We start from the raw sequence: 24466 nt of genomic DNA on the forward strand, positions 1-24466 counted from the left end.
CCGAGTATGAAAGCGAAGTTACATCTTGTTTTTTCAATAACCATATTTTTTAGCTGCTTTTGCATTTACGGACAGCAAGGATATTGGAAAAGCATCCCCAAACAAGCAGACTTACGAAGTGTCTCCTTAAGAGATATTTCTGGAGCCAAAAAGGTTTTAACATTGGATAAACAGGTTTTTTCCAATGAGATGAAATCTTTTTCAACATCAAAAAGCAACAAACAAATTGTATACCTGCCCAACAATACGGGTAAAGTTGTCCCCTTTAATTTAAAGGAAACTTCTGTGCTTCATCCAGACCTAGCAAAGAAATACCCGAATATAAAATCGTTTACAGGTATAAGCTTAGATGGGAGGTATAAAGTGAAGCTTAGTAGCTCGCATAAAGGTTTGCAGACTATGGTTGTTGACCTTCAGAATAACCGTACGGCTTTTATGGAGCCCGTTTCCAATAAACAGGATGCCTATGTTCTGTACAATGAAGAGTCCGGTATTTCCACAAAAAATTTCATTTGTGCAACCAGTAAAGATTTGTTTGGTGGTGCAGGTAAATCATCGGGCGTATCATCAAAAACCATTACACCTCTGGTGGACGACCAAGTTTTACGAACATATAGAATTGCAGTTTCCGCAACGGGAGAATATACCGAGGAAATGGGAGGAACTGTGGAAGATGCTCTTGCAGGAATCAATGCCACTCTAACAAGGGTAAACGAGGTTTTTGAAACGGACCTTGGTGTTACCTTGGAGCTTATCGCGAATAATGACCTTATTATTTTTACGAATGCTAATACGGATCCTTATGAAAGTAGTTTGAATTCTGAAGTACAGGCTACCATTACTTCTATAATTGGAGAAGAAAACTACGATGTGGGCCATCTTTTTCATAAAGTTGGAGAAGGAGAGGATAATGGTAATGCTGGTTTTGTTGGTGCTGTGTGTGTGGATAATAGAAAGGGAAGTGCTTTTTCATCAGGATTTAACCCACAAGGTGATGTGTTCGATTTGGATTATGTTGCGCATGAGCTTGGACATCAATTTGGTGCCAACCATACGTGGTCATTTGAATCTGAAGGTACTGGAGTTCAGGCAGAACCGGCAAGTGGTAGTACCATTATGGGCTATGCAGGAATTGTTGATGGAAATAATGTGGCGCCCAATGGCGATGATTATTTTCATTACTATAGCATTCTTCAGATATCCTCCTATTTGGAAACGACTTCTTGTGGACAGACAAATGCACTGGTTAACTCCCCACCAATACTTACTTCGGTAGGTGATTATACAATCCCAAAGGGCACTGCTTTTGTTTTGGAAGGTATTGCGACCGATCCCGATGTAGGGGATGTGCTAACCTATACATGGGAACAGATAGATGATGGTGTGGTGACAACGACCTCTTTCGGGCCTACCAATCCTAGCGGGGCCAATTTTAGGTCTCTTCCACCTAGTACCGACCCAAAAAGATATTTTCCTAAATTATCTGAAGTTGCTCAAGGTAATCTAACCCAAACCGACCCATTGGAAGGAGATGCTTGGGAATCAGTTTCTGATATCGAACGAAATCTTGGTTTTGCCTTTACCGTACGCGATAACGCAGCAGGTGGAGGGCAAGTGGTTTCTGATGTTTTGGATGTTAACGTCATTAAGGCGGCAGGTCCTTTTTTGGTTACTTCCCAAGCAGCCAGCGAGGTTTATCAGGCAGGATCGGTTCAAGAAATTACATGGGATGTGGCAAATACGGATATTGCTCCAGTAAATGCTCAAACCGTGGATATTTTTCTTTCTTTGGACGGAGGGTTAACGTATCCCATCATTTTATTGGAAAACACTGTTAATGATGGCTCCGAAGAAGTACAATTGCCAGGTGATGTTACAACTACTGCTCGAATCATGGTAAAAGCAAGCGATAATATATTTTTTGCGGTTAATGCTACCGACTTTACCATTGAGCAATCTGAAGTAGTCTTAAATTTTGCCGAACTTAAATATGAGGTCTGCCAACCGAATGATTTGATAATTCCTTTTGTATATGAAACCTATGTTGGGTTTAATGAAAATTCGACATTCTCGGCAGATGTTCCAGCAGGTTTGTCCGCAAGCTTTTCTCCAACAGCAGCAAGTGCCGATAATACATCGGTGGACCTGACCTTATCCAATACCAATGGTGTTGCTCCTGGTGTTTATGATATTACAATTACTTCGACCGCTGCATCGGTTACCAAAAGTGTGGTTCTTGTTCTAACGGTACAGGACGGTACTTTTTCCGATGTAGCACTATTGTCACCTGCTAATGGAGAGGGTGGAATCTCTTTGGATGCTGAACTCGTTTGGGAAGAAAATCCGCTGTATTCCGGTTATGATATTGAGGTTGCTACCGATGCTGGCTTCACCAATATTGTTGAATCTGCCTCAGTTCCATTTACAACCTTTAAAACAACCGGTTTATTGGCACAAACCGAGTATTTTTGGAGGGTTCGACCAAATAATGGCTGTGGAACAGGAACTTTTGGAACCGCATTTAATTTTATCACATCACAAGTTGACTGTAAGAACAAAGAACCTAACGACCTGCCCCTTACTATTTTATCTTCTGGTACACCAACAGTGACCACATCAGTGCTTTTTTTGGAAGATTTACCTATATCCGATGTGAATGTTAACTTGGAATTGGACCACACTTATTTGGAAGACTTGATTATAACGCTGATTTCACCAGCAGGGACAGAGGTAACATTGATTTCTAATACATGCGGAGACTTAAACAACATTAATGCGGTTTTTGATGATGATGGAAACCCCATTGAGTGTACAGGAAGCCCTGCGATTTCTGGAACGGTAACACCTCTAGGATCATTGGCTTCATTAAAGGGCGAATCTATTTTAGGGGAGTGGATATTGGAAATACAGGATACCGCAGCAAGTGATGGAGGGACGTTGAAGGCATTTTCTTTGGAAATATGTATTGAGGGAAGCTATAGGCCGGACGAGGACGAAGATGGTGTTTTTGATGATGGTGATGACCTTTGTTTGGGCACACCCAAAGGTGTTGAGGTAAATACCGATGGATGTGCAATTTACAGATTTGCTTCGGATAATTTTGAAGTGGAAATAGAAAGTGAAACTTGCCGTAGTAGCAATAATGGCTCCATTACGGTAACACCTTTTGATACTTCCATTACTTATACTGCCGTTCTGAATGGTGCAAGTGGTACGGAATCGTTTGATTTTACGGACTCTATAACCTTTAATAATTTAACTGCTGGTGAATATTCTCTTTGTATTACTGGGACAAATGGTATGATTACCTATCAGGAGGTATGTTTCAACGCTATAATTACCCAGCCAGATATTCTGGATATCAACGCTTTGATAGACTCGGGTATATTGAGTGTGGAATTGAGTGGCGCCACATTTTATAATGTAGAGCTTAATGGGTTGGTCACTCAAACGGAATTGCCCAACATTCAACTTGCCTTAAAAGAGGGTGTTAACACATTAAAAGTATATTCCAACCTCCCATGTCAAGGAGTCATTGAGAAGACTTTATTTTATTCCTCCCGACCTATTCTTTCACCCAATCCCGCATATAGCACTACAGAAGTGTATTTGGGTGGTTACGAAGGAAACGTGGGAATTCAAATATTTACGGCCAATGGTAGACTGGTGCGAACGGAGAATAGAATGGCTTTTGGAGATGACCTTCAATTGGATCTATCCAATCTTACCAAAGGGATTTATTATCTACGAGTTGATAAAGCTGGAGTAAAAGAAATGTTTAAACTTATAAAAAGATGATTCGGAATATAATTTGGCTGTCCATAATAGCTTTATTGGTTTCTTGTGGGGGTGATGATGGCCCTCCTCCAGCACCGGAAGGGGCAATGTTGGTGTTTCCTGAAGAAAATTCCGAGTGCACTACCGGTACCGATATCAATCAAATGTCTACTCAGATTACTTTTAGGTGGATGGCATCCAATAATACGGACAGTTATACCCTTAGTGTTGTGAATTTGGAAACCAATGTGCCACAAAATATATCTACGGCCACAACTTCTGCCAGTCTTACGATTACCAAAGGAACACCATTTGCATGGTCCGTCACATCTCGAAATTCTGATTCTGACCAAGTAGCTTCCAGTGCAACGTGGTTATTCTATAATGCAGGGTCACAAACTACCTATACCCCCTTTCCCGCGCAAGTAGTTAAGCCTGCTTCTGGTTCTACAGTGCAAAGGAACATTGCCAATGAAGTTGTTTTGGAATGGTCTGGTGCAGACGTGGACGGTGATATTGAATCTTTTGAGGTCTTTTTCTCAGATACAGAACCGCCAACGACCTCCCTTGGAATTACGAATGCTTCTACAATGGAATTACCAGTCGCTGTAGAATCTGGAATTGTTTATTATTGGAAAGTGGTTACAACCGATTTGGAAGGTAATACTTCAGATTCAGGAGTATTCGATTTTAAGGTCTTATAAATTTACTTGCCATTGAACAGATTCATGGTGTTTTTTGCACCTGCGAACACGAAAGATCGTATAAGGTCGGTTGATATTTTAAGTCGTTCCGGCATGGCCTTTTGCTGGTCATTATCCCATTTGCCCAAAACATAATCCACTTGTTTGCCTTTACTAAAGTCAGCGCCAACACCAAACCTAAAGCGGTTGTAATTGGTGGTTTGCAATACATTTTGGATGTCCTTTAACCCATTGTGGCCACCATCACTTCCTTTACCTTTTAATCGGATGGAGCCAAAAGGAAGGTTGATGTCATCCGTAATAATCAAAACATTGTCCAAGGTTATATTTTCCTTGTCCATCCAATATTTTACTGCTTTCCCGCTCAAATTCATATAAGTGGAAGGCTTTAGACAAACAACACTTTTTCCTTTGTGCTTAAAAGTGGCAACAGCTCCCAATTTGGCACTTTCAAAAGTAAAATCCTCCTGTTCTGCCAAAAAATCAAGAATCTTGAATCCTATGTTGTGACGGGTTTCCTCGTAGTCGGGTCCGATATTTCCAAGACCAATGATCAAAAATTTTTTCATGGGGTCGGTTTCTTGCTGTAGTGTTTTTGATGAGCCAAAAAGCTTATTGATAAAATTGAGCATCGGCTGTATTTGATTGGTCTAAAAATACAAAAGCATCCCAAATTTTTACCAAAGTAAAAAGGGGATGCTCTTGCAAAATCTTCAAAGTGCTATTCTGCAGCTTCGGCTTCTGGTGCTTCACCACCTTCGGTAGCCTCACCTTCTACACCTTCTTCATCTTCATCTTCAAGCACTTCATCAACAGATGTTCTAGAAGCTTTCACCTGAACGATAGCGGTACTATCCGGGTGTAAGAATGTGTAGTCGTCGTTAAGAATGGTTTCTACGGCAATAGTTTGACCGATTCTTAATTTGGAAATGTCCACAGTAATAAAATCGGGAAGCAAATCGGGCAATGCTCTAATAGAAAGTTTTCTCTTTCTAAATAGCAAGCGACCACCATTTTTTACCCCTGGAGAACTTCCTTCCAAACGTACTGGGATATTCATGGTGATTGGTTTGTCTTCGAACAATTGGTAGAAATCAATGTGGAGAATCTTGTCCGTTACAGGGTGAAATTGAATGTCCTGTAATACGGCGGCAAACTTTTCACCATCCTCCAATTCAATTACTACGGTGTGCGCGTTTGGGGTGTACACCAAGTCTTTGAATGCGATTTCATTAGCTGAAAAATGCAATGGTTTATCCCCTCCGTACAGCACGCAAGGGACCTTTCCAGCATTACGTAAGGCTTTGGTAGAAACCTTGCCCACGCTTTCTCTTTGGGATCCTTTGATTGTAATTGACTTCATTGTTATATATTAAATTGATTTACATTAAAAATTTTGAAGATATGGATGTGTTGTGGTGCACTCGGTGCATTACATCTGCAAACAGGTCGGCACAAGACAATATCTTTATTTTGCTTTTATCTTTGTCTACTGGAATGGAATCGGTTACGATTAATTCAGTCAACTTTGATTTTTCTATTTTTTCGTACGCATCACCCGATAAAAGTCCGTGGGTGGTTACAGCACGTACACTTACTGCACCTCTCTCCATCATCAAATCTGCAGCTCTGGTAAGGGTGCCTGCCGTATCGACCATATCATCAGCTAACACTACATTTTTCCCCTTTACGTCACCTATCAGTTCCATATGGGAAATAACATTGGCCTTGGCCCTTTGCTTGTAACAGATTACCACATCGCATTCCAGCGCTTTTGAATAAGCATAGGCTCTTTTGGAACCTCCCATATCCGGGGATGCGATACATAGGTTGTCAAGATTCAAACCTTTTAAATAAGGTAAGAATAGAGTGGATGCAAACAGATGATCTACCGGCTTTTCGAAAAAACCTTGGATTTGATCTGCATGCAGGTCCATGGTTATTATTCTTGTGGCGCCTGCGGTTTCCAACATTTTAGCTACCAATTTTGCAGCAATGGGAACTCGCGGTTTATCCTTTCTGTCTTGTCTGGCCCAACCAAAGTAAGGCATAACGGCTGTTATATGCCTTGCAGAAGCTCTTTTGGCGGCATCCAGCATCAGCAACATTTCCATCAAGTTTTCCGAACTTGGATTGGTGGAACCGATTATGAAAATTCGTGCTCCCCGAATGGATTCCTCGAACGAAGGCTGAAATTCACCGTCACTATATCTTGAGAATTGGACTTTTCCCAATTCTGCGCCATAGGAAGCGGCAATCTTCTCGCCCAGTTCAATGCTTTGGGTGCAAGCAAAAATCTTAGGTTCTGGAACTTGATAGGCCATTACAATCTCTTGTTAACTAGCGTTTTAAAGTACTTTTTAATAAGGAGGTGCAAATTTAAGAATTAAATCGGGTTGCTAAAGGATAAATGAAAGTATTTTTTGGTGATATATAAAATTATTTTTTTAGCTTTGCACTCGCATTTGAAAAATGTGACACCAATGCCTTGGTGGCGGAACTGGTAGACGCGCTGGATTCAAAATCCAGTTCCTTCGGGAGTGAGGGTTCGATTCCCTCCCAAGGTACTTCAAAAACCCTGATAACATTTGTTGTCAGGGTTTTTTTGTTTGTGGATATGGCTATTGGGATTCCTTAGAAAAATATTCGTGCGGTTAGATTAGGGGTAAAACCCAAAGACTTTCTTTGTATGACCTGATCCAAAAGCAATTCTCCATTTTGTTGATTGGTTCTGTGGATGATGGCTAGTGGCACGATACGGTCGTAGATATTCAAAGCTGAAATACCCAACTGGATTTTAGTGGATTTGGGATTGATTGTAAAATCATATGTCAAAGAGGCATCCAGTCTATGGAAACTGGGTAATCTACCACTGTTCAACGATTCAAATGTAACCGCTTTGGATTCTTCATCGTAATTTTTAATCGGGGTAAACGGTGTCCCCGTACGATATTGCCATCCTAGGGAAAGCTTCAGGTTTTTGATGTCCAAACTATTGGACACCCTAAAGCTATGGGGTATATCGTTGTTTCCTGAAAAACTACTTTCTTGAATCTCATCAAAAGTAAAATTCACATCATTGAAGGAATATCCTGCCCAGAACCTGTAGTTTCGAAAGCGCTTTTTCAATAGTATATCCACTCCTATAATTCGACTTTTTCCTTTACTCAGGTTGGGTTGGGGCAGATGAAAACCCTGACTGTAGGAAGTGAGTCCTGTCAAATATTTATAATAGGCCTCAGCATCAACGGTCCACCCATTTTTATCAAAAAGTAAACCTGCCGAAAATTGATTGCTTTGTAAAAGTGGGTAGTCTTTATTGTCGGACAGTCTCCAAAGATTGTTTTCTAGCCTAAGCTCGGTTTGGTTAAATTCGATAAGTTGGGAAATGGGTTGATTTCTTCTTTCCATTCCTGTCCGTATCCGAAAGCTTTTGTTGATGGGTATCTCAATATTTAGTCTTGGTTCCAGATATAGACCACCTAAACTGCCATAATGTACAGCTCTAAGCCCCATTTTTAACAATGCTCCATTGTCTTTTCTGAAGCTGTATTCCCCAAAAAGTACATTCTTAAGGTTGCTATCCTGCAAGGGAAGGCTAATATTGTCCGTAGAATCCAAATTGGATACATGGCACATATCGATTTCCAAATTGGTATTGGAAAGCTGGTATCCGAAACTTAACAGGTCGTTGTTTTTAAAAATCCTATCCGATTTGAGTTCCAATCCAAAATCACTTATCCTGTTCCCTCGGATATTGGTCTCTTCCAATTCGTTGCCAAACAATTCCAGATTACGGTAATACGAATCGTAGGATGAAAAATAGGTGGTGATCTGATCTGTCTGCCTCGTGGAGGTTTGGTGTTTCCAATTAATGCTTACGCCTCCGTTCCCCGTGGCCAAGGAATCCCTTTTGGTTTCCCCGTTGTTTTGGAACGAAAACAGTGTACGGTTTCTGGTCATTAATGCGCTAACGGAAAGTTTGTCCTTTTCAGAAGGCTGGTACACATATTTTGCGTTGATATCATAAAACCGAAACTCACTGTCGCTGGTATCATATGTATAGCCGTCGTCGGAACTTACGTTCAACGGATTTCCATTGCTATCCGAAATTGGGCCCGAATTACTGAAAATCTTCTTGGCATAGGCTTCATAGGTCTGGGTTTTGAGAATATCCAAATAGGCATTTCTAGCATATAGGGAGAAAGATGATTTGTCGGATATTGGAGTTTTAATATATCCGTCCACACTCAATCCATCTATTCCAACTCCTCCGGACACCTTGTGGGAAACCTTATCATCGGTATTTATGTCGATAATCCCCGAAACCCGGTCACCGTAGGCGGCGCTAGTGGCAGTTTTAAAAATGGTTGCTTTTTCCGTGGCATAGGGGTTGAACCTGGAAAGCATACCGTAGAGATATCCTGTATTGAATACCCGGATATGATCAAAGAGCACCAAATTTTGATCGGAAGTCCCCCCATGTATTTGTATGCCGGAAGCTGATTCATCCAAACTGGAAACACCGGGGATCATTTGGATGCTCTGTAAGATGTCGGGGGTTGTTTGTCCTGGAATCGGTCCCAAAGGTTCTTGGGCTATGGTGATGGAACCATCGTGGTTTCGATCTATTCCCGTAGTGATATATGAGGTTACTACAACCTCTTTTAGTTCTTTGTAAACTACCGAAAGATAAAGGGATTTACATGTTTCTGTGGGCTGGACATCCAATGAGCCGTATCCCGAAACTTTTATCAAATATTTTGATTTTCCTGTATCCTTAAACTTGATATTTCCTTTTTGGTCAGTTTCCATCACCAAACTTGAATCCACCACAACTTGGTTTTCTGTAATGGGCAGGCGGGTATCTTGGTCCAACAAGTAAAGACAGATTTCATTTTCAAGGGAAATAGGCGCAATAATTATTTGCGGTTCGCCATCCATTTTTTCAAAATGTAATCCGGTCTGTGCTTCAAGGATATCAAGAAGTTCTTCCAGAGATAGGCCTTCAGCCAATGCGGAAATGGTTTTATTGTCCACGAGGTCCTCCGCATAAGAAAAACTTAGGTTTATTTCTTTTTCCAGTTGCTGAATGACCTCTTTTAAAGGAGTTTCCTTGAACTCGTAGAATAGATTTTCTTGGGCATGGGATATAGGGATGCCCAGAAGGAACAATAATAATAGCGTTACAAAATACCTCATTTCTTAATCAGACAAGGTAACAATTCTTTTGTCCGTAGAAATATGATATTTGACACCCATGGGCTCCATTGTTGTTTTTAGCGCATTTTCAAGATTATTATGGGTAAAATTCCCTGTAAACTTGCGATTTATATCAACGTCATTCAACTTAAATCTAATAGGATATTGTAGGGATAGCTCATCCAAAACTTCAGAGAATGGTTGTTCTGAAAAAGAAGAAAACCCATTTTTCCAATCTGGAGTGTTTTGTGAAAATTGTTTTTGAAGAATTTGCCCATTCATTAATTGGATCTCCATTCCTTGGGTGAGCTCCATGCTGGAATGGGTTTTGTCCAATGGATTAAATACAACAGAACCTTCATAGCATTGAATTTTAAAATCCTTACGGATCTTAATGTTAAATTTGGTTCCCAAAACCGAAACTGTCCCTTCGGGAGTAATCACCGTAAAATCGTTACCGGATTTAATATCAAAAAAGGCCTCGCCGTCAAAATCCACAGAGCGGTCTTCCTCCCAATTAAATCGTTTGTATGATAATCTTGAATTGGAATTCATCTCAATGATAGAGCCATCAGCGAGTAGCACGGATTCTTTTTCGCCAATACCGGTGGCATAGGTTTTTGTACCGTAGAAATAGGTGTATCCAGTAAATAATAAGGCAATACATGCCGCTGCTGCAGAAAATAACCACAAGCGTTTTACTTTGGTCTCTTTCTGTGCCTTTTGGTTTTTTAAAGTTACAAGGGAGAGGGCCTTTTCAGTATCTATTTTAGGGCCCTTCAGGGATTTGGCCGCATTATCAATGGCCATAATTTCCCTATAGACATTGGATGCCTGGAACCCTGTTAGCTCTTCATCGCTCAATTCTCCTGCTAACCATCGGGCCAAAAAATCTTCACTGGCGTATTTTTCCTCCATAGGCATTTGCTCTCTTATTTAAATGACAGTTAAACAATCACTTACCCTATTAAAATTTTAATTCTTTTCCGAGTACTTCCCGTAAGCTCAACAAGGCCTTGCTCATTCTGCGTTCAATTGCCTTTACACCAAGCCCTAATATTTCTGCAATTTCTGTATAGGTTTTCTTTTCCACTCTGCTTAATAGGTATACTTCCCTTTCTTTTTGTGGCAAGGAAGCAATGGCTACTTTAAGTTTTTCGTGGAATTCGTCCATTTGCATTAAATATTCAGGGTTTTCATTGTCCACGGAAGGTGTTACCTTTTCTAAATGTTTCAATACAATTTTCTCATGTGCTTTTTCATTTAGGAAAGAGTTGTTGGCTGCCCTGTACAGGTAAGCCTTCACTTTGGAAAATGAGACCGTGGAGCACAACTTCCAAAGTTTTACAAATACATTTTGAACAATATCCTCGGCCTGTGCAAGGTCTCCACATTTAAAATAAATAAATCGTGTTACTGTTTCGTAGTGATCACGAAATATTTGATTGTAGGTTTTTTGTTCACAAATGGATGGTTCTTCCTCTGTCATGTTCTCTTTTGGGCGAAACTACTTTAAGTGGATTATAAAAATAGTTAGAAAAAATAGGGTGTCCTGTCTTTTGGCTGTCTAAGTAATAGAAAAAGAAATTAATATCTAGTTATGGACAACAAAAAATGGGTCGCAACCTTGATTATAGGTTGCTTTTTACTACTTCAAAACCTTGCTGCCCAAGATTGGCAAACAAATTTTGAAAAAGCCAAAAATCTAGCTCAAAAAAATAACAATAACATTATTCTTGTCTTCCAAGGTTCCGACTGGTGCGCCCCTTGTATAAAATTAGATAGGGAGGTTTGGAGCAAAGAGGATTTTCAAAAACTGGCCAAGGACCATTTTGTTATGCTCAAGGCCGATTTTCCAAGAAGAAAAAAGAACAAATTACCAGCGGAACAAGAAGCACATAACAAGTCCTTGGCTGCAAAGTATAACCCAAACGGTTATTTCCCCTATGTGGTGGTGTTAGACCCATCAGGAAAAATCTTGGGGCAAACTGGGTATAAAAAAATGAGTCCAAAGGCATATTTCAATAAGTTGAACTCATTTTAAGGATACTGTGATGTTAAGGATAAAACAAGCTACATCCAGTACCATTCTTTTCTTTTTGGTTGTATTCGGTTATTCGGGAGAATCAAATTTGACATTCAGGGATAACACATTTAACCTTGAAGTATACCAGCGTACCCTAAAATTGATGGGAAGCCGTTTCGACCTTACCGTAGTGGCGGAAAATCAAAAGAAGGGAGATGAATATTTGGATATGGCCATATCCGAGATTTCGAGAATCGAAAGGATAATTTCCTCATGGGATCCTCAATCGCAAACGTCCGCTATCAACCGAAACGCAGGAGTGTCTCCGGTAAAAGTGGATTCGGAACTTTTTCAACTTATTGAAAGGGCCCTCAAAATCTCCAAGTTGACCCAAGGTGCTTTTGATATTAGCTATGCTTCCATGGATCGTATCTGGAAATTTGATGGTTCCGTAACCGAGATGCCCCCAACTGAAGTTATAAAGCAATCGGTGTCCAAAGTTGGTTATCAAAACATCATTCTAAATCATAAAGAGCAGACTGTTTTTCTAAAAAACAAGGGAATGAAAATTGGCTTTGGGGCCATTGGAAAAGGGTATGCTGCGGATAAGGCCAAAAAATTATTGGTAAAACATGGAGTGATTTCCGGCATTATCAATGCGTCTGGGGATTTGAACGCCTGGGGTATCCAACCTGATGGAAAGGACTGGATGGTAGCCATTGTAAATCCATTGAACAAAAGCAAGGTTTTTTCTTGGTTGCCCATAAAGGATCAAGCCGTTGTTACCTCGGGCAACTATGAAAAATACATTATCCTGAACGGGGAGCGCTATACCCATATTATAGACCCGAGGACCGGATACCCCAGTAAGGGGATTTTAAGTGCCACAATTTTCACCAAAAATGCAGAACTGGCGGACGCCCTGGCCACTTCCATATTTGTTATGGGCGTGGAAACAGGCCTTGATTTTGTGAATCAGTTGAAGGGAGTCGAATGCATTATTGTGGATGAAAACAATAAGATTATCACATCCAAAAATATTGCCCTAAAAGAAATAGAAACTCAAAGTAGATAAATCTAAATATGAAGAAGATTTTAATTGCATTGTGCAGCTTGTCCAGCCTATCCTCGTGTGTAGTGTTGCACGAATACGATAAGGTGAACATAAATGATCCGGACATGGTGCTGGCCGATAAAAAATTGGCAAAGTTCGAAACCAATTATCAGGTATACCGGGAAGGTGCTTCCGGTGGAAACGGAGGAAAAACAGGAGGTGGCTGTGGATGTAATTGAGCAGAATATGTATAAGATAATTTGGGTATTGCTACTATGTCCCTTAACAGGTTTGGCACAGCAAGAAAATACCGGGAGTTACAAAAAACGGGTGTTGGAGTCCACCGAAGTGGATATCCTGTCCAGTTATTACGAGCAAACCGGCAATAATGCCTCGGTTACAGGAGGTATTGGAACCGAAAAACTTACCGATGTCGCACCATCCATTGTTGTGAGCATCCCATTGAACGATGACGATATTTTAACTGTGGATGCCGGTATTAGTACCTACACTTCCGCATCTTCCAGTAATTTAAATCCATTTGATTTGACCAAAAGTGGTTCAGGTGTTAGTGGGGCTTCTGGCACCTCTGGTGTAGGAGGTGGTGACGATGATGATGATAACAATAATGGAGGTTATTCCGGTGTAATCGGAAGTCCATGGGTGGCATCTTCCGGAGCTTCTCGACAAGATACATGGGGCGGTATTACCGTGGCATATGCCCATAGCTCAGATGATAGGAACCAGATATGGAATGCCAATGCATCTTTTGCAACGGAATTTGATTACATGTCCTTGGGCTTTGGAGGTGGAATTACTAAACTATTTAATGAAAAAAACACTGAAGTGAGTGTAAAGGGCAGTGTGTTTTTGGATACATGGTTGCCCAGGTACCCTACCGAGCTGGATAGTTATTTGGAAGCTGGAAACAATTTGAACAGTGGGTTCTTTAATGGAGTGGACATTTTGAACAGTAACGGGGATGTAACGAATAAAAGTGGAACGGATACCTGGCGACCTGTTGATGGATTTAGCTTGATTCCGGACAAAAAACGGAACAGTTTTGCCCTTTCGGTATCCTTTTCCCAAATTTTGGGCAAGAATACCCAAATGTCCGTTTTTGCCGATGTCGTAAATCAACAAGGATGGCTCTCCAATCCCATGCAGCGGGTCTATTTTGCCGATATTCCCAACTATTTTATAGGAGATCCCTCCAGTATACCCAATTATACTTCGTCACAAAATGGAAATGTATTTATGTTGGCGGATGACATGGAACGGTTGCCCGACAATAGATTGAAATTTCCATTTGGTTTTCGTTTGAACCATTATTTCAATGAGGTTCTTACTGTTCGTACGTACTATCGGTATTATTTTGATGATTGGGGACTGCAGTCGCACACGGCAAGTATTGAACTGCCCATTAAAATCACTCAAAATTTCACCCTGTATCCATCATACAGGTACTATACCCAGAACCAGATAGACTATTTTGCTCCATTCGACACCCATTTGTCCAACGAACAGTATTACACATCCGACTTTGATCTGTCGACCTATGATGCCCATCAAGTTGGATTTGGAATTACCTACACCGACATTTTTACCAAATTTAGAACATGGCATTTCGGACTCAAGAGCATCGATTTAAAATATAACAACTATCAACGATCCACAGGCCTCAAGGCCAACTATTTTGGTCTGGGATTCAAATTTGTAATGGATTAAAAATTGGACTTTGGATATGTTTAAAAATATTTTTCCATCACGTTTTTCCATCATCAATGCTTTCGCATTGTTGTTTTTGACCGTTTCCTCTGTGGTTCGGTTTATTTTCTTGGCGATGGACTTTTCACAGGTTGATCATTCCTTTTTTGGGTTGATCAAAATATGCTGCGTGGGCCTGTTTTTTGATTTGGGCACGGTATCATTCTTCTATCTTGTGGCCGCTCTATACTTTCTTTTATTGCCACGGAAGTTTTATGGGTCGCTTGTTGATAGAGTTATCTGCTATTTTGGCTTGGCCGTTGGATTATTGATCATTTATTTTTCATTTTTTGCGGAGATTACTTTTTGGGATGAGTTCCAAAGGCGTTTCAATTTTATTGCAGTGGATTATTTGATATATACCTACGAGGTAGTGAAGAACATCAACGAATCTTATCCATTGCCTATTCTTATTGGAAGCATGTTGCTTTTAGTAGTGCTCACTATCTGGTTATTTAAAAGCAAGGGAGTGTTTAAGAAAGCATTTGGGGCAACGACCACTTTTCGTCAAAAGTTGGTGCCCATGCTTATCGCTTTGGTACTGGTTTCATTTTACAGTGGAACTATAGAGAACGAAGATGCAGAGATTTCGAACAACCGCTATAATAATGAGCTCTCCAAAGCGGGTATATATTCCTTTTTTGCGGCTTTTAGAAACAATGAGCTCAGCTATACGGAATTCTATAGGACCATACCTGAACAGAAAGCACTTACCTTGGTTGAGGAACGTATAAAAGCTCCCTCTGATAGCCTTCTCAATCCCCAAAAGAACATTCTAAGACTTGTAAAAGGAAATGTGGAAAAAAAACCGAATGTGGTACTCATTTGTGTGGAAAGCCTGAGTGCTGGTTATTTAGGTGTTTTTGGAAATAATGAAAAACTGACTCCCAATTTAGACTCCATTGCAAAGGCCGAAACGTATTTCACCAATTTATATGCAACAGGAACAAGAACGGTTCGAGGAATGGAGGCCATAACTATGGCCGTTCCGCCAACACCGGGAAGAAGTATCGTAAAACGGGAACACAACCAAGACCTATATACCATTGGCGAAGTGTTTAAAAGTAAGGGGTATGCCCGGACTTTCTTTTATGGAGGCGACGGTTATTTTGACAATATGGACAAATTTTTCAGTGGAAATGGGTTTGATATTGTGGATCGTGGAAGAGGTTTTTTGCCATCGGGAGATATTGTTACAAAACGAAATAATATAGAAGATGATGAGGTGACTTTTGAAAATGCATGGGGTGTATGTGATGAAGATATTTTCAATAAGGTCCTAAAGGAAGCTGATAAGTCCTCAAAGCTGGGAAAACCTTTTTTCAACTTCATAATGACGACCTCGAACCACAAGCCTTACACTTATCCAGAAGGAAGGATAGATGTTCCATCGGGAACTGGAAGAAGTGGTGCGGTCAAGTATACCGATTATGCTATTGGAGATTTCTTGAAAAAAGCCAAAACCAAACCTTGGTATAATAATACGGTGTTTGTTATTATGGCCGACCACTGCGCCAGTAGTGCTGGTAGATGGGAGCTGGATGTGGCCAATTACCGTATTCCGGCCATTATTGTCAATCTAGATGGGTTAAAAGGAACTCAAATTGACCAACAATGTTCGCAAATAGATGTAATGCCGACCCTATTTTCTCTTTTGGGCTGGGAATACAAGAACAACTTTTTTGGTAGAGATGTTTTTAGCATAGAGCCTACGGAACAAAGAGCTTTTATTGGTAATTATAGAAAACTTGGTCTTTTAAAATCAAATAATTTGATGGTTTTGGGTGATGGAAAAACTGCCAATCAATATAAATGGAACCAACAGGACAACAGCTTAAAAAAGGAACCTGTGGACACTACATTTTTGACTCAGACCATTTCATTTTACCAATTGGCGGATTATCTCTATAACCATGGCGGACTTGATGTAAACCTTGCGCGATGAAGAAGGTGCATTTTATAGTGAATCCGATTGCTGGCAAGGGAGATTTGAAATTCAATGAAAGTTTTTTGTCCGGATACTTCGATTCGAAACAATACGAATTAACTGTAAAAGTTTCCAATTACCCCGGCCATGCTGCGATTTTGTCCACCGAATCCTTAAGAGAAGGAGCACAAGTTCTTGTAGCTTGTGGAGGGGATGGTACCATCAACGAAGTAGCTTCGTGTTTAGTGGGAACCGACGTGTCTCTGGGGATTATACCAATGGGTTCGGGGAATGGATTGGCCGAAAGTCTAGAAATTCCTCGAAACATCAAGGAGGCTGTTAAAATTATCAAGGAAAGTAGAACCAATGGAATAGATGTCGCATTGGTAAACGGGAAACCCTTTTTTAGCAATATGGGAATCGGTTTTGATGCAAAAGTGATTTCCAATTATAACAACTGCGGAAAAAGAAGGTTTTGGGCCTACCTTAAAGCTGTGCTAAAATCTATCAAAGAATTTAAGAACAGTGAAAAGATAAAGGTTGAACTAAACGGAGAAACTTTTAAGGTAAATCCGTTTATGTTTTTTGTTTCAAACTCAAAAGTGATGGGGTATGATATTTCCCTTACTCGAATGGCATCATTACAAGATGGTTTGTTGGACGTAGTGATTATCGAAAACTTGAACAGGGGAGAAATGTTGATGCTTGGTTTCTTTCTTCTGCTTAGGCTAAATCAATACCTCAAAAAGGTGCAATATTTCAAGGTAAAGGAACTCAAATTGGCCTTTGAGAATAATGGCGCCACTCACCTTATGCAAGCAGACGGAGAACTGCACCATTTGGCCGAAGAGGAAGTTGTTGTTACTATTGAAGAAAAGGCCCTGAATGTTTTGGTTCCATAAAATAGATTTTTCATTTACTCATTATATTGTTGACAAGTCTTTTTAAGAGATGTATGCCTTGATCTTTAAGGTTGGTTGAAAAACTTTCATGAATTTCTTCTATTTTTTTTATTTCTACTGAATATCAGATGTTTACAGGTTGTGATTGTGTTACCAACAGTTTTTGTTAAAAAACTGTGAAAAAAAAATTGATGGGGATGGGGATTGACGATTTTTTTCGGAGCCCTTATTCTACGTTTGCTACGACGGATTTTTGTTGTCCAAAATTTCAAATGTTGATAAAAGTGTTAAGAACCTAATGGGTGCAACTTAAAATCCAAGAGAAGAAAATATGAATTTTACATTCAAGCTATTTTTTTCAACTCCAAACCGTTTTCTTCATGCAGATTACTCACATAACTAAGAGGGATTTTAGTACGCAAGAATTTGATTTACACAAGATTACGAATGCAATCTTGAAGGCCATGACCGCTGTGGAACATGGTCAGATCACCGATGCGCAGACCATTGCCAACAATGTCAACCAAACGTTGTTGGAACGAAAAAGTCAAGACGAACATTATTTGCCGACCGTTGAGGAAGTGCAAGATGTTGTTGAGAACGAACTAATGGATAGTGAGTTCCACGATGCGGCAAAAGCCTACATTATTTACAGGAACAAAAGGGCTCAAATGCGCGAGTCGGATATATTCGAGAAGCGTATCAATTTGAAGCCTTACGAGTACCCGCAATTGTATGAGTATGTTCCGGCAATCAGACATTCCTATTGGATACATACCGAATTTAATTTCACCAGCGATATCCAGGATTTTAAATCCGGGTTGAACGAAGTTGAACGTAGTGCCATCAAGAATACCATGTTGGCCATTTCTCAAATTGAGGTAGCGGTAAAATCATTTTGGGGCGATATCTACCATCGTATGCCAAAGCCAGAAATTGGTTCGGTAGGGGCCACGTTTGCCGAGAGTGAGGTGCGTCACCACGATGCGTACTCCCACCTTTTGGAGATTTTGGGGTTGAACCAGGAGTTTGAAAACCTGAAGAAGAAACCTGTTATCATGAAGCGGGTGCAGTATTTGGAGACTGCCCTTAAAAATGCAAAAAGCGAGAACAACAAGGAGTATGCTGAGTCCATTTTACTATTCTCTTTGTTCATCGAGCACGTATCCCTATTCTCTCAGTTTTTGATCATCATGGCGTTCAATAAGCATAAAAATGTGCTTAAGGGAATATCCAATGTTGTGGAGGCCACTTCAAAAGAAGAACAGATTCATGGTGATTTCGGTATCGATATTATCAACATCATCAAAAAAGAACATCCAGAATGGTTCGATGATGCTTATAAAGAGATGATTCAAGATATCTGCGAGAAAGCATTCGAGGCAGAAAGTAAAATAGTGGACTGGATTTTTGAAGCTGGTGAATTGGATTTCTTGCCAAAGAACTTGGTGAACGAATTCATCAAAAACAGATTCAACAATTCATTGGAGAGCATTGGAATCTCCAAAATATTCGATGTTGATCAAAAGCTATTGCAGCAAACGGAATGGTTTGATGACGAGATCATAGGAACAAAACACGGAGACTTTTTTGTAAAAAGATCCATCAACTACAGCAAAAGAACACAAAGTATAACAAGCGACGACCTATTTTAAATTATGGAGAAGAGAACACAAATAACCCCGACCACTGACCAAAAGCAAGACAACAAAACACAAGAACTTGTAAACGCAAGAAAGGATACCTTGTCCAAACTTAAGAGCGAGGATGACAAGGGATTTGAATGGTTGAACGAATACAGCCGAAAGTTTTTGGCATCAGGATATCTTACCGAAGGTGTTAGCCCAGAGGAACGTATCCGTGAGATAGGAGATAGGGCAGAGGAGATTTTGCAGATACCGGGGTATTCGGACAAATTCTACGGTTATATGTCCGAAGGTTTTTTCTCTTTGGCTTCTCCAGTGTGGTCCAACTTTGGAAAAAAACGTGGTTTGCCCATTAGTTGCTTTGGGTCGCACATTGATGACGATATGGGGAACATCCTGTACACCCAGTCGGAGGTCGGAATGATGTCCAAACTTGGTGGGGGAACATCAGGGTACTTTGGTAAAATAAGACACAGAGGAGCTCCTGTTAAAAATAATGGGCAAGCCTCTGGAGCTGTCCATATAATGCAGTTGTTCGAATCCATGGTAGATGTGGTAAGCCAAGGTTCGGTTCGTCGCGGTCGTTTTTCTCCATATTTGCCGATTGACCATAAGGATATCATGGAATTTTTGGAAATCGGTACCGAAGGAAATCCTATCCAGCAATTAACCCACGGCGTTACTGTAACCAACCAATGGATGCAGGAAATGATTGAAGGAGATGTGGATAAAAGAACCGTTTGGGCCAAAGTATTGCAACGTAGAGGGGAAATGGGGTATCCCTATGTATTCTTCTCTGACAACGCCAACGATGGCGCGGCAGATGTTTATAAAGATAAAAACCACCGTATCCACGCAAGTAACCTGTGTACGGAGATTATGTTGCCATCCAATGATGACTGGTCGTTTGTTTGTGTACTTTCCAGTATCAATTTAATGCATTACGACAAATGGAAGAAAACCGATGCGGTTGAAACCATGGTTCACTTCTTGGATGCCGTAATTACCGAGTTTATCGAAAAACTGGAAGCTTACCGAGACTCTTCCGATAGAGAGGACCAACAAACCTTCCTGTTTATGGAGAGAGCCTACAACTTTGCCAAGCAAAACCGTTCATTGGGATTAGGTGCCTTGGGATGGCATTCTTTGTTGCAGTCGAAAAGATTGGCCTTCAACAGTCAAGAAGCTTACAACTTGAACAGTGAAATTTTCAAAGAGATCAAAGAGCGTTCTTATAAAGCATCGGAACAATTGGCGGAGCGTTTTGGTGAACCTGAAGTTTTGAAGGGTTATGGAAGACGTAATGCTACCTTGAATGCCATTGCGCCGACTACATCATCCGCCTTTATATTGGGTCAGGTATCACAAGGAATTGAGCCCATTTGGTCCAATTGCTATGTGAAGGATATCGCCAAGATCAAAACAACCATCAAAAATCCATTCTTGATGGACCTGTTGGAGGAAAAAGGACAAAATACTGCGGAAGTTTGGAAAAGCATCCGTGATATGGACGGTTCTGTTCAGCATTTGGATTTCTTGACCGAGGAGGAAAAAGCGGTGTTCAAGACCTATTCAGAATTGGATCAATTGGACATTGTTTACCAAGCGGCCAACAGACAAAACCATATTGACCAAGGACAATCGGTCAATATTATTGTTCATCCCGATATGCCTACCAAAGATGTCAACAAAATACACGTTACGGCTTGGAAATTAGGTCTGAAATCCTTGTATTATCAGCATAGCATGAATGCTGCACAGAAATTTAAGCAAAAGAAGGATTGTGTCAGCTGCGAAGCATAGGGAATTAAATAACCAGTCTTGAATACAAAGGAGCCTCTTGAAAAAGAGGCTTTTTTTTGTAATGTACTAGCTATCAATAATATAATGCTATTTTTTAGTTTGTGTTAATGGCAAAATTTTAGCTTCCAACGTATATTTTTTTTCTTGCTTGATAAAAAGATTCAATAAACGATAAATTCGATATGTTTCTTTCATCAGTTATTTATGGTTTCACAACAAAAGCACCCCGCCATACAACATAACTTCCCATTTTTGCCACGTTCTTGATATGTTTGGGTAAGTCTTACTACGTAAGAACAACCTCATCAACTAAACTATGAACCTACCCCAATCCGCCCTAAATCCGAGGTGTTTTTTATTGGCAGTTTTTTTTGTGTTCGCCTCATCCCAGGAAACCTATGCTCAAGATTGTGCGGTTGATGCTGGTATAGATCAAACTTTTGATCAGACTACCAATGTTTTTTTAAATGCAAATTTAACTGTAGAAACAGGAACTTGGGCTCAGGTATCTGGTCCAAATTTGGTAACTTTTGATGATGCCACCGACCCCAATACCCAGGTTTTAAATGCGACTTTTGGGACTTATACTTTTGAATGGACTGTTTCCGATGTTTCTTGCGATACAGCTTCAGATACCACTGAGGTCACCATTGAAGGCATTGATTTATCCTTGACAAAGGAAATTGATAAATCGCCACCATTGGTGAGTGATAATGTCCGGTTTACCCTAACCGTATTTAACGATGGCCCAAGCGATGCCACTTCGGTAGAAGTGACAGACCTTTTGCCTTCGGGTTATAGCTATGTGACGGATAATGGAGGAGGTACCTATGATGAAGTGACAGGAATATGGAATATTGGTACCTTGACCAACGGAAGTTCCATTAGTCTGGAAATCCTTGCTAAGGTAAATGCCTCGGGTGATTATGATAATGTGGCAGAAATTACTGGTCATGATCAAACGGATATTGATTCAACTCCAAATAACGATGCGCCTGGTGAAGATGACCAAGACGGTGTTTCAGTAACTCCGGAACCTTTGGTGGATATTTCCGTAACCAAAACTGTGGATGAACTTATCCCAGAGGTAGGTCAGGAGATAACGTTTACCATTATAGTTCAAAATGATGGCCCCAGTGATGCTACAAACATAGTGGTTACCGATGTTCTGGCATCAGGCTATCAACTGATCAATGCTTCACCTTCAATAGGTACGTATAATGCAAACAATGGGTCATGGGTGGTTGGTAATTTGGCCAATGGAGATTCTGAGACCTTGGACGTAACCGTAGTGGTTTTACCGACAGGAAATTATACTAATACGGCCGAATTGTCCAATGTTGCAGAAGAAGATGTAGATTCAACTCCGAACAACAATAACGAATCGGAAGATGACCAGCAGACCATTGAGCCTATTCCAATTCCAGTTGCCGATTTGCTACTACGAAAATCTGTAAATGTTCTGAGTCCATATGTGGGACAAGAGGTAATTTTTACCATCAATATTACCAATTTAGGACCCAGCAATGCTACCGGAGTAGAGGTAATGGATTTATTGCCCGATGGATATACCTATGTTTCCCATGGGGTCACAGCAGGAAGTTATAACGCATTTTCAGGAATGTGGGGGTTAAATGGGACTTTGGTAGATGGGAATACGGAAACATTGACCATTGTGGCCATGGTTAATAATACCGGGGATTATTTTAATGTAACCGAAGTTTACGCTTCTGACCTATTGGATCCCAATTCCATACCGAACAATAACAATGTTTTTGAAAATGACCAAGATAGTGCCGGAACTACACCTGTCCCATCTGCAGACTTGAATCTGGATATAAGTGTGGACAATTCATCACCAGATGTAGGTGATCAAATTACGTTTACGATCATTTTGGCCAACGAAGGCCCAAGTGATGCTCTGGGTGTTGAGGTCAAAAATATACTGCCCGATGGTTTTACATATATTTCAGATGATTCGAGCGGATCGTTCAATCCATCCAATGGACGTTGGGATGTGGGAAGTTTAGCTCTGGAAACACAAATAGTCTTGCATATTGTGGCCGAAGTAAATCCTTCTGGAGATTATACCGCAATTACAAAAGTGGTGGATGCCGTTTTTTTCGATGCTGATTCCACACCGGATAATAATATACTTTCAGAAGATGACCAAGACGAACAATTGATCACCCCAAGGTATATAACCGATATTTCGATATCCAAAACGGTAAACGATATGAATCCCGAGGTAGGGGATGAGGTTGTTTTTACTATCGTGGTGGACAATGACGGACCCAACGATGCTTCAGGATTGATTATTGAAGATAAACTTGAAAATGGATACACATTTGTGTCCGCTACTGCAACATCAGGAAGCTATGATGAAATTGCAGGTTCATGGGATATAACATCTATCCCCAATGGGTCTATCGAATCCTTGGAGATTAGGGCAATAGTCCTTGCCAGTGGAGAATATAAAAATACAGCCGAGCTGATTGCACTGGACACTTATGATCCGGATTCTTCTCCGAACAATAATCTGGGTTCAGAAGATGATCAAGACACGGTGATTCCTGTCCCTGATGGTTTAAATGATTTATCACTTACCAAAACAGTGGACAATGCTAATCCCAATGTGGGAGATGTGGTTCGATTTGTGGTGAGTGTATCCAATAATGGTCCTTCCGATGCCAGAAACGTTGAGATTACCGACCTTTTACCTTCAGGATATACTTATGCGTCTCATACATCAACCGCTGGGATTTATGATTCTGACAGCGGACTTTGGATGGTAAATAGAGCAATTTTAAGTCAGGATACAGAGAGTCTGGAAATTTTGGCCAATGTCAATGCGCCAACAGGAACCGAAGACGAATATCTGAATATTGCTTTCATTTCTTCAAGTTTATATCCTGACGCGGATAGTGATCCATCAATGGGATTTGGAGAGGATGATTTTGCGGACGGTATTGAAGACGACGACGAAGCAAGTGCTTTTGTAGTACCTCAAACAACAGATTTGTCCATCACAAAGAATGTGGACAATACTATGCCCAATATTGGCGACGAAGTTGTTTTTGAAATAACCGTGACCAATCAAGGTTTAGATAATGCGACCCATCTTGGAATTGAAGAGCAATTACCATCGGGTTATCGTTACGTCGGCTCAGAAACAACTGCTGGTACATATGATTCGGAAAGTTCTTTTTGGGAAATTGAGTCCTTGCCAGTTTCCGAAACCGCAACATTGTTTCTAACTGTTGAGGTTCTGGATATTGAGGATTACCTCAATGTGGCAAGTTTGGCCTATGTGGATCAATGGGACACGAATGAAAGTAACAATAGCGCAGAGGCTTTTATTGAGCCCGGTTGTTTAGTGGTGTACAATGAATTTTCACCCAATGGCGATGGGGTCAACGATTATTTTAAGATTGATTGTTTATCTCGTTACCCGAACAATACGATACAAGTGTTTAACAGATGGGGAAATATCGTATTCCAGACCAAATCCTATAAAAATGATTGGGACGGTACATCCAATGGGCGTGCCATTGTTCAACCCGAAGACCAGCTTCCCGAGGGTACTTATTACTATGTGTTGAATTTGGGAGATGGGTCCGAACCACGAACAGATTGGTTGTACATAAACAGATAAGTA

General features: G+C 40.5%; 17 protein-coding genes and 1 tRNA gene. 12 read left to right on the forward strand and 6 right to left on the reverse strand.

What is annotated here, in order from left to right; all coding sequences use genetic code 11:
• Positions 1-6 precede the first annotated feature (6 nt).
• Together ACQQ5U_RS16670 and ACQQ5U_RS16675 are read left to right on the forward strand one after the other, a co-directional pair.
• Positions 7-3798, forward strand: coding sequence for a reprolysin-like metallopeptidase (locus tag ACQQ5U_RS16670; protein ID WP_437399272.1), 3792 nt, complete (start codon positions 7-9; stop codon positions 3796-3798).
• Positions 3795-4481, forward strand: coding sequence for a hypothetical protein (locus tag ACQQ5U_RS16675; protein ID WP_437399274.1), 687 nt, complete (start codon positions 3795-3797; stop codon positions 4479-4481). The genes ACQQ5U_RS16670 and ACQQ5U_RS16675 overlap by 4 nt, the downstream gene beginning before the upstream one ends.
• A gap of 2 nt (positions 4482-4483) precedes the next feature.
• Here the strand turns inward: ACQQ5U_RS16675 and pth are convergent, their stop codons facing one another.
• The 3 genes from pth to ACQQ5U_RS16690 all read right to left on the reverse strand — a co-directional run bounded on the left by pth (position 4484) and on the right by ACQQ5U_RS16690 (position 6805).
• The gene (gene pth, locus ACQQ5U_RS16680) at positions 4484-5113 is read right to left on the reverse strand and encodes an aminoacyl-tRNA hydrolase (RefSeq protein WP_437399275.1); all 630 of its coding nucleotides are present in this window, start codon (positions 5111-5113) and stop codon (positions 4484-4486) included.
• 89 nt (positions 5114-5202) lie between these two features.
• Positions 5203-5844, reverse strand: a complete 642-nt coding sequence (locus ACQQ5U_RS16685) for a 50S ribosomal protein L25/general stress protein Ctc (RefSeq protein ID WP_437399277.1) — start codon at positions 5842-5844, stop codon at positions 5203-5205.
• 19 nt (positions 5845-5863) lie between these two features.
• Positions 5864-6805, reverse strand: a complete 942-nt coding sequence (locus tag ACQQ5U_RS16690; RefSeq protein WP_437399279.1) for a ribose-phosphate pyrophosphokinase — start codon at positions 6803-6805, stop codon at positions 5864-5866.
• Positions 6806-6966: 161 nt separating this feature from the next.
• On the opposite strand from ACQQ5U_RS16690, the gene ACQQ5U_RS16695 reads away from it, so the two are divergent.
• Positions 6967-7048 (forward strand) — tRNA-Leu (locus ACQQ5U_RS16695).
• Positions 7049-7115: 67 nt separating this feature from the next.
• Here ACQQ5U_RS16695 and ACQQ5U_RS16700 read toward each other — a convergent pair.
• The 3 genes from ACQQ5U_RS16700 to ACQQ5U_RS16710 are packed head-to-tail and all read right to left on the reverse strand — an operon-like array spanning position 7116 to position 11172.
• Positions 7116-9683 (reverse strand): FecR domain-containing protein, encoded by a 2568-nt coding sequence (locus ACQQ5U_RS16700; RefSeq protein ID WP_437399281.1) that lies wholly within the window; start codon positions 9681-9683, stop codon positions 7116-7118.
• A 3-nt stretch (positions 9684-9686) separates the two neighbouring features.
• Entirely contained in the window at positions 9687-10607 is a 921-nt protein-coding gene (locus ACQQ5U_RS16705; protein WP_437399283.1) for a FecR family protein, read from the reverse strand.
• 43 nt (positions 10608-10650) lie between these two features.
• Positions 10651-11172 carry an RNA polymerase sigma factor gene (locus ACQQ5U_RS16710; RefSeq protein ID WP_437399285.1) on the reverse strand — a complete coding sequence of 174 codons (522 nt, stop codon included), beginning with the start codon at positions 11170-11172 and terminating at the stop codon, positions 10651-10653.
• Positions 11173-11283: 111 nt separating this feature from the next.
• Here ACQQ5U_RS16710 and ACQQ5U_RS16715 point away from each other — a divergent pair, with 111 nt between their 5' ends.
• The 9 genes from ACQQ5U_RS16715 (at position 11284) to ACQQ5U_RS16755 (ending at position 24463) form a co-directional block, all read left to right on the forward strand.
• Entirely contained in the window at positions 11284-11727 is a 444-nt protein-coding gene (locus ACQQ5U_RS16715; protein WP_437399287.1) for a thioredoxin family protein, read from the forward strand.
• 145 nt (positions 11728-11872) lie between these two features.
• Positions 11873-12784 (forward strand): FAD:protein FMN transferase, encoded by a 912-nt coding sequence (locus ACQQ5U_RS16720; RefSeq protein ID WP_437399320.1) that lies wholly within the window; start codon positions 11873-11875, stop codon positions 12782-12784.
• An 8-nt stretch (positions 12785-12792) separates the two neighbouring features.
• Positions 12793-13002, forward strand: coding sequence for a DUF4266 domain-containing protein (locus ACQQ5U_RS16725; RefSeq protein ID WP_288932531.1), 210 nt, complete (start codon positions 12793-12795; stop codon positions 13000-13002).
• Positions 13003-13009: 7 nt separating this feature from the next.
• Positions 13010-14491, forward strand: coding sequence for a DUF3570 domain-containing protein (locus tag ACQQ5U_RS16730; RefSeq protein WP_437399290.1), 1482 nt, complete (start codon positions 13010-13012; stop codon positions 14489-14491).
• 16 nt (positions 14492-14507) lie between these two features.
• The gene (locus tag ACQQ5U_RS16735; protein WP_437399291.1) at positions 14508-16475 is read left to right on the forward strand and encodes an LTA synthase family protein; all 1968 of its coding nucleotides are present in this window, start codon (positions 14508-14510) and stop codon (positions 16473-16475) included.
• Positions 16472-17359, forward strand: a complete 888-nt coding sequence (locus tag ACQQ5U_RS16740) for a diacylglycerol/lipid kinase family protein (protein ID WP_437399293.1) — start codon at positions 16472-16474, stop codon at positions 17357-17359. The genes ACQQ5U_RS16735 and ACQQ5U_RS16740 overlap by 4 nt, the downstream gene beginning before the upstream one ends.
• 380 nt (positions 17360-17739) lie before the next feature.
• Positions 17740-19014: a ribonucleotide-diphosphate reductase subunit beta gene (locus ACQQ5U_RS16745; protein WP_437399295.1), complete on the forward strand. Its 1275-nt coding sequence runs from the start codon at positions 17740-17742 to the stop codon at positions 19012-19014.
• Positions 19015-19017: 3 nt separating this feature from the next.
• Positions 19018-20808, forward strand: coding sequence for a ribonucleoside-diphosphate reductase subunit alpha (locus tag ACQQ5U_RS16750; protein WP_437399297.1), 1791 nt, complete (start codon positions 19018-19020; stop codon positions 20806-20808).
• A 316-nt stretch (positions 20809-21124) separates the two neighbouring features.
• A complete protein-coding gene (locus ACQQ5U_RS16755) occupies positions 21125-24463 on the forward strand; it encodes a gliding motility-associated C-terminal domain-containing protein (RefSeq protein WP_437399299.1) in 3339 nt (1112 codons plus the stop codon).
• Positions 24464-24466 lie beyond the last annotated feature (3 nt).

The organism is Flagellimonas lutimaris, assembly GCF_051494225.1.
Classification (GTDB): domain Bacteria; phylum Bacteroidota; class Bacteroidia; order Flavobacteriales; family Flavobacteriaceae; genus Flagellimonas; species Flagellimonas lutimaris_A.

What these genes read in the sequence shown, in the direction of transcription:
- ACQQ5U_RS16670 (WP_437399272.1), top strand. Translation starts at nt 7, where the DNA reads ATGAAAGCGAAGTTACATCTTGTTTTTTCAATAACCATATTTTTTAGC.
- ACQQ5U_RS16675 (WP_437399274.1), top strand. Translation starts at nt 3,795, where the DNA reads ATGATTCGGAATATAATTTGGCTGTCCATAATAGCTTTATTGGTTTCT.
- pth (WP_437399275.1), bottom strand. Translation starts at nt 5,113, where the DNA reads ATGCTCAATTTTATCAATAAGCTTTTTGGCTCATCAAAAACACTACAG.
- ACQQ5U_RS16685 (WP_437399277.1), bottom strand. Translation starts at nt 5,844, where the DNA reads ATGAAGTCAATTACAATCAAAGGATCCCAAAGAGAAAGCGTGGGCAAG.
- ACQQ5U_RS16690 (WP_437399279.1), bottom strand. Translation starts at nt 6,805, where the DNA reads ATGGCCTATCAAGTTCCAGAACCTAAGATTTTTGCTTGCACCCAAAGC.
- ACQQ5U_RS16700 (WP_437399281.1), bottom strand. Translation starts at nt 9,683, where the DNA reads ATGAGGTATTTTGTAACGCTATTATTATTGTTCCTTCTGGGCATCCCT.
- ACQQ5U_RS16705 (WP_437399283.1), bottom strand. Translation starts at nt 10,607, where the DNA reads ATGCCTATGGAGGAAAAATACGCCAGTGAAGATTTTTTGGCCCGATGG.
- ACQQ5U_RS16710 (WP_437399285.1), bottom strand. Translation starts at nt 11,172, where the DNA reads ATGACAGAGGAAGAACCATCCATTTGTGAACAAAAAACCTACAATCAA.
- ACQQ5U_RS16715 (WP_437399287.1), top strand. Translation starts at nt 11,284, where the DNA reads ATGGACAACAAAAAATGGGTCGCAACCTTGATTATAGGTTGCTTTTTA.
- ACQQ5U_RS16720 (WP_437399320.1), top strand. Translation starts at nt 11,873, where the DNA reads ATGGGAAGCCGTTTCGACCTTACCGTAGTGGCGGAAAATCAAAAGAAG.
- ACQQ5U_RS16725 (WP_288932531.1), top strand. Translation starts at nt 12,793, where the DNA reads ATGAAGAAGATTTTAATTGCATTGTGCAGCTTGTCCAGCCTATCCTCG.
- ACQQ5U_RS16730 (WP_437399290.1), top strand. Translation starts at nt 13,010, where the DNA reads ATGTATAAGATAATTTGGGTATTGCTACTATGTCCCTTAACAGGTTTG.
- ACQQ5U_RS16735 (WP_437399291.1), top strand. Translation starts at nt 14,508, where the DNA reads ATGTTTAAAAATATTTTTCCATCACGTTTTTCCATCATCAATGCTTTC.
- ACQQ5U_RS16740 (WP_437399293.1), top strand. Translation starts at nt 16,472, where the DNA reads ATGAAGAAGGTGCATTTTATAGTGAATCCGATTGCTGGCAAGGGAGAT.
- ACQQ5U_RS16745 (WP_437399295.1), top strand. Translation starts at nt 17,740, where the DNA reads ATGCAGATTACTCACATAACTAAGAGGGATTTTAGTACGCAAGAATTT.
- ACQQ5U_RS16750 (WP_437399297.1), top strand. Translation starts at nt 19,018, where the DNA reads ATGGAGAAGAGAACACAAATAACCCCGACCACTGACCAAAAGCAAGAC.
- ACQQ5U_RS16755 (WP_437399299.1), top strand. Translation starts at nt 21,125, where the DNA reads ATGAACCTACCCCAATCCGCCCTAAATCCGAGGTGTTTTTTATTGGCA.